Genomic DNA, 8,645 nt, shown 5'->3' with positions numbered 1-8,645 from the left:
GACAGGTTCCCATATTGCCCATTGCCCGTCCTCGAATATGCGCCTCGGCAGTGGTATCTGCCGGGTCAACGAGATGTTGCCGATGGGTATCAATGTAGCTATTGCAGTAGATGGAAGTGCCAGCAATGACAGTTCCGATATGCTTGGTGAGGTACGCCAGGCAATGCTTCTGCAACGGGTGAAATATGGTTCTGATGCACTGAGTGCCAATGAGGCATTCACCATGGCAACAGAAAACGGTGCAAAGGCGCTCAATTTCTCGAACGTTGGTCGCTTGGAAGAAGGGTGGGCTGCCGATCTGGCAATCTTTGATGTTTCCAAATTACCCTATGCGGGAAGCCAGAGTGATCCGGTCGCAAGTTTGCTTTTCTGCGGCACCAATCACAACACTGACTATACAATCATTAACGGAAAGGTTGTAGTCGATCACGGGCAGCTGGTCGGATATGACGAGCAGGAACTTGCAGACAAGGCAAATGCCATCAGCAAGCGCATGATGGGTCAAGCTGCCAAAGAGGAGGCTGTATGATACAGGAATATCTCATAGCGAATACTACTGAAGACGCTCTGAACAAGAAGCGCTCAAACACCAAGAGTGTGTTTTATGCCGGGGGGACGGAGATCAACCGTCTTCATTCAACCGTTGAGGGCCAGACTGCCATCAGCCTTTCCAAGCTTGGTTTGGATACCATCACAGATGAAGGTTCCACCATCAAGATTGGTAGCATGGTGACGTTGCAGCAGCTGATCGAATCACCATTGATTCCATCCTGGCTCAAGGATGCTGCTCATTTCTGTGGTTCCTTCACCAAGCGTAATATGGCCACCATCGGAGGCAACCTTGCCCTGATGAGTGATCACTCCTATCTTGCTCCAGCATTGCTTGCAAGCCGAGCACGACTTCTTACGGCCAACCTGACTGAGAAGGGAGTATACAGTGAGGACAATATCCCCATCCGCGAATACCATGCCTATCATAAGCAGTTTGCAGGTACCTTGTTGTTGGCTGTCAGCCTCTCCAAGGATGACCGGTATGTGGGAACCGTACGGTATGCAATGAGCAGCCAGAACCGTGCTGCGGTAACCGTTGGATTCAGTGCAACAAAGGACAGTGAGCAGGTCATAGACCATGTACGGGTCTTTGTTGCTGTATACGGAAAAGGTGTCCAGCGACTGGAAAAGGTGGAGAATTCCATCGAGAACGGTGAGTTGACCACAAGAGAGGATGTACAGCTTGCTGTGCGACATGACATCGAGGTCGTGGACGATATGACTGGCAGCTCCGATTACAAGCGCTATATAGCCAGTGAAGGGGTGGGGCAACTCTTCTCTGCATTTCTCAAAGGAGGTGCACAATGAACAAAATTGTCTGTACCGTTAACGGTAAGAAACATACAGTAAGTTGCAAACAGTCAGAAAGCTTGCGTGAAATGCTCGTTCGCCTTGGGTATACCAGCGTACGCGACAGTGACGATAAGGAAGGCTTTGCAGGTAGTGATACCGTTATTTTCAATGACGTTCCTGTGTATGCAAATTTGATGTTGGCACTCCAAGCCGATGGTGCTGAGATCAAGACCGCTGAATCAATGGGTACCAGCCGTAACCTGAATGTCATCCAGCAAGCCATGATCGATGCAGGCGTCGTACAGAGTGCTTATAATGCACCTGCTGCTGCCTTGCTCCTGACTTGGTTGCTTGAACATGAGAGTAATCCTACCAAGGAACAAATCAATCAGGTACTCAGTGGTATCTTTATCCGCGATGCAGGCTATGAACACTACTATCTGGCAGTGAAGTTGGCTCTGGAAAGAATGAAGGATGGAAAATACAAGAGTGAAATTTCTCCCTCCTTCAGAGATGAGCTGACCTATGTTGGAAAGCCAAAGGGAAAGGTCGATGGACCGCAACTGGTTGCAGGCGAAGCCAGCTTCGTTGAAGACAGGGTTTTGCCGGGTTATCACTCAATGGTGATCCTTCGCAGCCCATATGCCCATGCGTACATCAAGAAGATCGATACCAAGAAAGCATTGGCAATGGAAGGTGTGGTTACCATCATCACCCATGAGAACTGTCCTGATGTATTCTACATGCAGGCTGGGCAGGGGAATCCAGAACCCAGCCCACACGATCGAAGATTGCTCAACCGAAAGGTTAGGCATGTGGGTGACCGTGTAGCAGCAATCGTTGCAGAAACGTATGAACAGGCAGTTGCTGCTCGCTCTGCAATCAAGGTGGAGTACGAGGTACTCAAGCCAGTATTCACCGTTGAGGAAGCGATGGAAGAAGGAGCCCCTCGTGTTCATAACGGGGTGGTAGAGTATCGCAGTGGTGCTCCCGAGAATTTGGAAGAGTACAACAAGGATGCCGATCCCAGGGATGGGAAGGTTGTCTACCAGTTCCCTCTTCATGGTGATATCAGAAGAAATATTGCCTCAGCAGCCCATGGCCAGATTGGTGATGTAGAGAAAGGTTTCAAGGAAGCTGATGCTGTGGTCGAAAGGACCTACCAGACCAGTCAGATCCAGTGTACTCCCCTTGAGCCGCACCTTGCCTACGCTAGGATTGATGGTGGGAGATTGGTTATCAATGCCTCCACCCAGGTTCCCTACCATGTGAGAAGAATTGTCTCTTGGGTTTGTCAGATTCCTGAGAACAAGATTCGAATCATCAAGGAGAGAGTTGGCGGTGGGTATGGCAGCAAGCAGGATATTTTGGTTGAGGATCTGGTAGGATATGCCACTTGGATTACCGGAAAACCAATCTACTACCGCAATACCCGTGAGGAAGAGTTCATCGCAAACTCCACCCGCCATCCGATGAGGATGACGGTCAAGATGGGCGGAAAGAAAGACGGCACCATTACCGCAGTCTATATGGATGTAAGGGCCAATACAGGACCATACGGAAACCACTGTCTTACGGTCCCGATGAATGCATGCAGCAAGACCTTGCCTTTGCTTAAGTGCGACAACATGAAGTTTGATGTAATCACCTATTACACAAACATTCCACCTACAGGAGCCTATCAGGGCTATGGAGCCCCTAAGGGTACCTACTCACTGATGACCTGTATGGCGGAGCTTGCAGAAAAACTGGGAATCGATTACTACGACATGGCCATGAAGAACAAGGTTGAACCGGGCTACATGCTTGAGATTCTCAAGGGCCTTGGAGAAGGTCGTGAAGGAAATGTGGTGCCTGTTGGTTCCTGTGGATTGGAACAGGCCCTCACCCAGGGTGCAAAGATGATCGAGTGGGGCAAGAAAGTTGAATCCAAGGACCCCGACTGGAGAATCGGCAAGGGTTTTGCCATGATCCAGCAGGGAAGCGGGTTGCCAGGACTGGACCACTCCAATGCATGGGCTAAACTGCTGACCGATGGAACATTCCAGATCTTCAGTGGCGGTGCCGACTTGGGTACCGGGTTGGATACCATCAGTGCGAAGATGATCAGTGAAGCCTTCTGTGTGCCTTTGGACAGGGTGACCGTTACCAGTGGTGATACCGACAGCTGTACGTTTGACACGGGTGCCTATGCATCCAGCGGAACCTATTTCAGTGGTGGTGCAAGCTACAAGGCTGCACAGGACCTGAAGAAGAATCTGCTTGATGAGGCAGCCTACCAGATGGGAGAAAAAGCAGAGGATTTGATCCTTCGCGCTCCTGGAGAGGTGTACAGTACCAAGAGTGGCAAGACGCTAGACTATGCAAAGCTCAGCCATGATGCACTTACCGGAACAGGTCGTGGTCAGGTGATGGGAAAAGGTTCCTTTACCACGAACCATAACTCAATCCCCTATGGTGCTCACTTTGTGCAGGTCGCGGTCAACGTCAGAACTGGCCAGGTGAAGGTACAGAAGTACTATGCCCTGCAGGATGCCGGTACCCCGATCAATCCGGAACTGGCACTCTGTCAGATGTATGGTGCTGCCCTGAAATCTGTCGGGCATTCGCTCTATGAGCAGATGCTCCTCGATGAGAATGGTGTCTGTATCAATGCAAACCTGAGTGAGTATGGTGTCCCCATGGTTGATGAACAGCCAGAGGACTTCAAAGCGGTCCTGATCGATATCAATGATGAGGTAGGTCCCTATGGAGCCAAATCCATCAGTGAGATTGCAACCAACGGAGCAGCTCCAGCGCTCGCCATCGCCATACACGATGCTGTAGGCGTTTGGATGCGTAGTTGGCCGTTCTCACCTGAGAAGATCTTGAAGGAGCTTGGCAAGATTTAACGGAATCTTGCAACAAACTGCAACATAAATCTGGACAATGGGACACTGTCATGGTATAGTGCCATTGTCTGGATTTTTTATGATTCAAAACTTACGGAGGTTTCCCCACATGAAGGACAAAGCCACAATCAAACAGATGATCGAGGAACTGAAAACCCTCAAAACTGACAACATGTATCTCAACGACTTTTTCCATACCTGGAAAGAGAGTGATGACGAAATTGCTGCCGTTTTTCAGGTAGCAGAAGTACTGCGTGCATTACGCGAGAACAATATTTCCACCAAGGTGTTCGACAGTGGACTTGGAATCTCCGTTTTCCGTGACAACTCCACAAGAACACGCTTCAGCTTTGCAAGTGCTTGTAACCTGCTCGGCCTTGAGGTCCAGGATCTTGACGAGAAGACCAGCCAGATCGCTCACGGCGAGACCGTTCGTGAAACCGCCAACATGGTTAGTTTCATGGCTGACGTCATCGGTATCCGTGACGACATGTACATTGGCAAAGGCCACACCTACATGAAGACTGTTGCTGAGGCTGTACAGGACGGCTATGACGATGGAGTACTCGAGCAGAGACCCACCTTGGTCAACCTCCAGTGCGATATCGACCACCCAACCCAGAGCATGGCTGACATGCTGCACGTGATCAACCACTTTGGTGGTGTTGAGAACCTCAAGGGCAAGAAAGTAGCCATGACCTGGGCCTATAGCCCCTCATACGGCAAGCCACTTTCTGTTCCACAGGGTATCATCGGACTGTTCACCCGCTTTGGCATGGATGTCGTACTTGCTCACCCAGAAGGGTACAATGTAATGGCTGACGTTGAAGAAGTCGCTGCAGAGAATGCCAAGAAGAGCGGTGGTTCCTACAAGAGAGTAGATTCCATGGCTGAAGCATTCAAGGATGCTGACATTGTCTATCCAAAGAGCTGGGCTCCCTTTGCTGTTATGGAAGAGAGAACCAAGATTGTTGAGCAGGGTGACCAGGAAGCATTGAAGGCTCTGGAGAAGACCTGTCTGGCAAACAACGCAAAATTCAAGGATTGGACCTGTACTGAAGACTTGATGAAGACCACCAAGGACGGAAAGGCACTCTACATGCACTGCCTGCCTGCTGACATCACCGGTCTTTCCTGTAAGGAAGGTGAGGTTGAAGCTTCTGTATTCGACAGGTATCTCGTACCCCTGTACAAGGAAGCCAGTTATAAGCCATATGTCATTGCTGCCATGATCTTCCTTGCCAAGTTCCAGAATCCTTCTGCAAAGCTGGAAGAGCTGCTTGAGGCTGCTGTAAAGCGCATCAAATAGTCAGTATTTCAAAGGTATCTAGAGTTTTTGAGCCGGGAGAAATCCCGGCTCAAACTCTATCAGTTGCGTTCCACTAATTGCACACGGACACCGTTCGGGTCATTCACAAAGCAGAACCGGATTGAAGGATTCGGTGAGAATGGTCCCTCTGAGATGGGAATGCCTTTTTCCTTGAGCATTGCCATGTAATCATCAAGATTCTCTACGCTTAGTCCAATGCTGATGTTTTTCCCTATGGGAGAGGTCTCCTCTCCTGGGTGATGGATCAACTCAATCTTTGTCTCTCCATCTCCTAAAAACACGATCTCAGCGGCAGGTGTTTGCATCCTGCTGGATACCGGTAGTGAGAGAACATCCTGGTAAAATTCCAGGCTCTCTTCCATATTCCCAACGGTTATGGTTGTCCAAAGAAATTGCATATAATCTTCCTCCTATACTTGTATATGTTCAGCTACACAGTACGCTGTAGAGAACGCTGCCTGAAGGTTGTAGCCTCCACTCTGTCCATCAATATCCAGTATTTCACCGCAGAAGTAGAGATGATCAACTACCTTCGACTGCATGCTGTTTCTGTCTACCTCTTTCAGGTTCACGCCACCACAGGTGACCATCGCTGCATTGAATCCCTTGATCCCCTTGATGATGAACCGTCTCTCTGTAACCATTTTGATCAGATCCTGCCGCTGTGCTTTGCTTAGGTGGGCTGGGGTACTGGTAGGATCAAGCGAAAGTTCCCTGACTACCTGCTGGGCAAGCGATGTTACAAGGCCTGCCTCCTTGAGGATGGTTGAAACCTGCTTCTTTGGTTGCGAGGAGAGGAGTGCAAGAAGATCTTCCTGAACCTCTCGCTTGTTCTCCATCGGCAGCAGGGAGAATGTGATGGAATCGCCTGCCTTCAGCTCACGGCTGGCAGTAAGGATCAAGGGACCAGAAAGTCCATCGTGTGTAAACAGTATATCCCCAGTAGCTTGCAGGAACCGTTTTTTCTCCCCTGGATGATGAAACTCTGCATATGAAGAGCGGATTGCATTACCTGCAAGGTGCTTCCACTGATACGTATCCACCATGATGGCAGCGAGCGCTGGTTTTGGAGGAACGATGGAGTGCCCAAGCATTTTGGCTAGGCTATATCCACTCCCATCACTTCCTGTGTTCGGATAACTCATTCCACCAGTAGCCAATACCAGGTTTTTGCATGTAAAACTCCCGCTATCGGTTTGCACATCGAAATACTCTCCATCCTTACTCAGTGAAGAAACCTTGGAGTTGTACAGGATTTTTGCTTTGCTCTCCCTGACCAGCACATCCCTGATCTCATGGGCATCCAGTGAAGCAGGGAACACCTTCCCATCCTCCCTGGTCACAAGGGAAACGCCCTTGGCCTCGAACCATTGCATAAGGGATGAGGGAGGGAAAGCCTGAAAGGAGGGAAGCAGAAAGTTGCGCTGTGCTCTGCTTCCATAATGCTGTAGGAAATCCTCTTTTGCTTGGGTATTAGTAAGGTTGCACATTCCCCCGCCGGTGATCAGGATCTTCTTGCCTGCTGCTTCCCTGTGTTCGATCAGCAGTGCCTTGGAAGTGGGAAGATTAGCAGCAAGAAACAGCCCAGCGGCTCCTCCTCCAATAATCACTACATCGTAGAGTGTATTTCTAGTATCCATAGTATGGCTTGAACCACGAGACAAAAGCCTCAAGCCCTTGCTCAAGAGGAGTATTGGGTCTGAAATCAAAATCCTTCATCAAATCAGTGACATCCGCATAGGTCTGGTATACATCGCCTGGTTGCATCGGAAGATACTCCTTCTCAGCGTTCTTACCAAGACACTGTTCCAGTGTCTCTATGAACTGCTTCAATTTCACTGGTTTGTTGTTGCCGATATTGTAGACCTTGTAGCGATCCTTTGCTTCATTCTCCTCAGGGATATTGGGAATGATGTTCTCCAAGGCGGTGATGATGTCATCGACATAGGTGAAGTCACGCCACATATCCCCATTGTTGAAGACCTTGATGCTTTTTCCTTCCATAATCCGTTTACTGAATGAGAAGTATGCCATATCAGGTCTTCCATACGGACCATAGACCGTGAAAAACCTAAGTCCTGTGGTCGGTATATGATAGAGGTGTGTATATGCATGAGCCATAAGCTCATTGGATTTCTTGGTGGCTGCATAGAGACTTACAGGATTATCGACTTTATCATCTGTTGAGTAGGGGATCTTGCTGTTCAAGCCATAGACTGAGCTACTGCTGGCATATACCAGATGTTCTACTGCATGGTGACGACAGCACTCCAGGATATTGAGAAACCCCACAAGATTCGATTGTAGGTATGCATACGGGTTGTCGATGCTGTATCTCACCCCCGCTTGGGCTGCAAGGTTGATGACATGGGTTACCTGGTGTCGGATAAAGATTGCATCGAGTTCTTTCCTGTCAGCAAGATCAACTTTATAAAAGATGAATTGTTCACAGGCCAACATCCTCAGTCGCTCTTCCTTGAGAGACACCTCATAATAATCGTTCAGGTTATCCAAACCGATTACCGTGCATCCAAGCCCAAGCAATCGCTTGCTTAGATGAAACCCAATAAAACCGGCAGCCCCGGTGACCAAATACACTTTATTCGTATCCAACCGCATCATGTTTGCGCGCATAATTTACTCCTCAACGAGTGCTATTGTACCGTAGAAACTGGGTGATGGGTAGGGGATAAAAATTGGACCCCCTGAGAAAGGAGGTCCATAAGAACAGAGCTGAAGCTCTTAGAGGGCGCCGAAAATAATCTTGATCACGAACAGAGCAAAAACAACCCAAGTCATCTTTGAAATGTCGTTGGTCTTCTTGGTGAAGAGCTTGAGCAATACATAGGAGAGGATACCAAACATGATACCATCTGCAATGCTGTAAGCTACGATCATGAAGATCATGGTCAAGAAGGCTGGGATAGCTTCGGTCATCTCGTCCCACTCGATATCCTTTACCGGGCTCATCATCATAACACCAACGATGATCAAGGCAGGTGCTGTAGCAGCACTGGGAATGGACCCGAACAACGGTTCGAGGAACAGGGAGAGTGCGAAGAGGATGGCCACGGTCAATG

The 8,645-nt window shown here is 49.1% G+C and carries 8 protein-coding genes; 4 read left to right on the top strand and 4 right to left on the bottom strand.

All coding sequences use genetic code 11. From position 1 onward, the window contains the following. From JF818_RS16015 to ygeW, 4 genes are all read left to right on the top strand, one after another. A partial coding sequence (locus JF818_RS16015; protein WP_198893042.1) for an amidohydrolase family protein occupies positions 1-529 on the top strand: 529 nt, incomplete at its 5' end. Then, positions 526-1,359, top strand: a complete 834-nt coding sequence (locus JF818_RS16010; RefSeq protein ID WP_198893041.1) for a xanthine dehydrogenase family protein subunit M — start codon at positions 526-528, stop codon at positions 1,357-1,359. The genes JF818_RS16015 and JF818_RS16010, both read left to right, overlap by 4 nt. After that, positions 1,356-4,235, top strand: coding sequence for a molybdopterin-dependent oxidoreductase Mo/Fe-S-binding subunit (locus tag JF818_RS16005; RefSeq protein WP_198893040.1), 2,880 nt, complete (start codon positions 1,356-1,358; stop codon positions 4,233-4,235). Before JF818_RS16010 ends, JF818_RS16005 begins: the two co-directional genes overlap by 4 nt. A 109-nt stretch (positions 4,236-4,344) precedes the next feature. After that, positions 4,345-5,544, top strand: coding sequence for a knotted carbamoyltransferase YgeW (gene ygeW / locus JF818_RS16000; protein ID WP_233067994.1), 1,200 nt, complete (start codon positions 4,345-4,347; stop codon positions 5,542-5,544). Between the two features lie 59 nt (positions 5,545-5,603). Here the strand turns inward: ygeW and JF818_RS15995 are convergent, their stop codons facing one another. From JF818_RS15995 to JF818_RS15980, 4 genes are all read right to left on the bottom strand, one after another. Next, positions 5,604-5,963, bottom strand: a complete 360-nt coding sequence (locus JF818_RS15995; protein WP_198893039.1) for a VOC family protein — start codon at positions 5,961-5,963, stop codon at positions 5,604-5,606. A gap of 12 nt (positions 5,964-5,975) precedes the next feature. Next, positions 5,976-7,205, bottom strand: a complete 1,230-nt coding sequence (locus tag JF818_RS15990) for an NAD(P)/FAD-dependent oxidoreductase (RefSeq protein WP_198893038.1) — start codon at positions 7,203-7,205, stop codon at positions 5,976-5,978. After that, positions 7,195-8,199, bottom strand: coding sequence for an SDR family NAD(P)-dependent oxidoreductase (locus tag JF818_RS15985; protein ID WP_198893037.1), 1,005 nt, complete (start codon positions 8,197-8,199; stop codon positions 7,195-7,197). Before JF818_RS15985 ends, JF818_RS15990 begins: the two co-directional genes overlap by 11 nt. A 108-nt stretch (positions 8,200-8,307) precedes the next feature. Continuing rightward, the coding region (locus tag JF818_RS15980) for a solute carrier family 23 protein (protein WP_304945020.1) at positions 8,308-8,645 on the bottom strand (338 nt) is incomplete at its 5' end.

Source organism: Sphaerochaeta sp. S2 (assembly GCF_016406725.1).
Lineage (GTDB): Bacteria > Spirochaetota > Spirochaetia > Sphaerochaetales > Sphaerochaetaceae > Sphaerochaeta.
Note: the sequence above shows the minus strand (reverse complement) of the source record. Positions and strands in the feature narration are given on the sequence as shown.

Bases quoted from the DNA above. Each gene is read 5' to 3' on its own strand.
- JF818_RS15985 (WP_198893037.1), bottom strand. From the start codon at position 8,199: ATGCGCGCAAACATGATGCGGTTGGATACGAATAAAGTGTATTTGGTC.
- ygeW (WP_233067994.1), top strand. From the start codon at position 4,345: ATGAAGGACAAAGCCACAATCAAACAGATGATCGAGGAACTGAAAACC.
- JF818_RS15990 (WP_198893038.1), bottom strand. From the start codon at position 7,205: ATGGATACTAGAAATACACTCTACGATGTAGTGATTATTGGAGGAGGA.
- JF818_RS16010 (WP_198893041.1), top strand. From the start codon at position 526: ATGATACAGGAATATCTCATAGCGAATACTACTGAAGACGCTCTGAAC.
- JF818_RS16005 (WP_198893040.1), top strand. From the start codon at position 1,356: ATGAACAAAATTGTCTGTACCGTTAACGGTAAGAAACATACAGTAAGT.
- JF818_RS15995 (WP_198893039.1), bottom strand. From the start codon at position 5,963: ATGCAATTTCTTTGGACAACCATAACCGTTGGGAATATGGAAGAGAGC.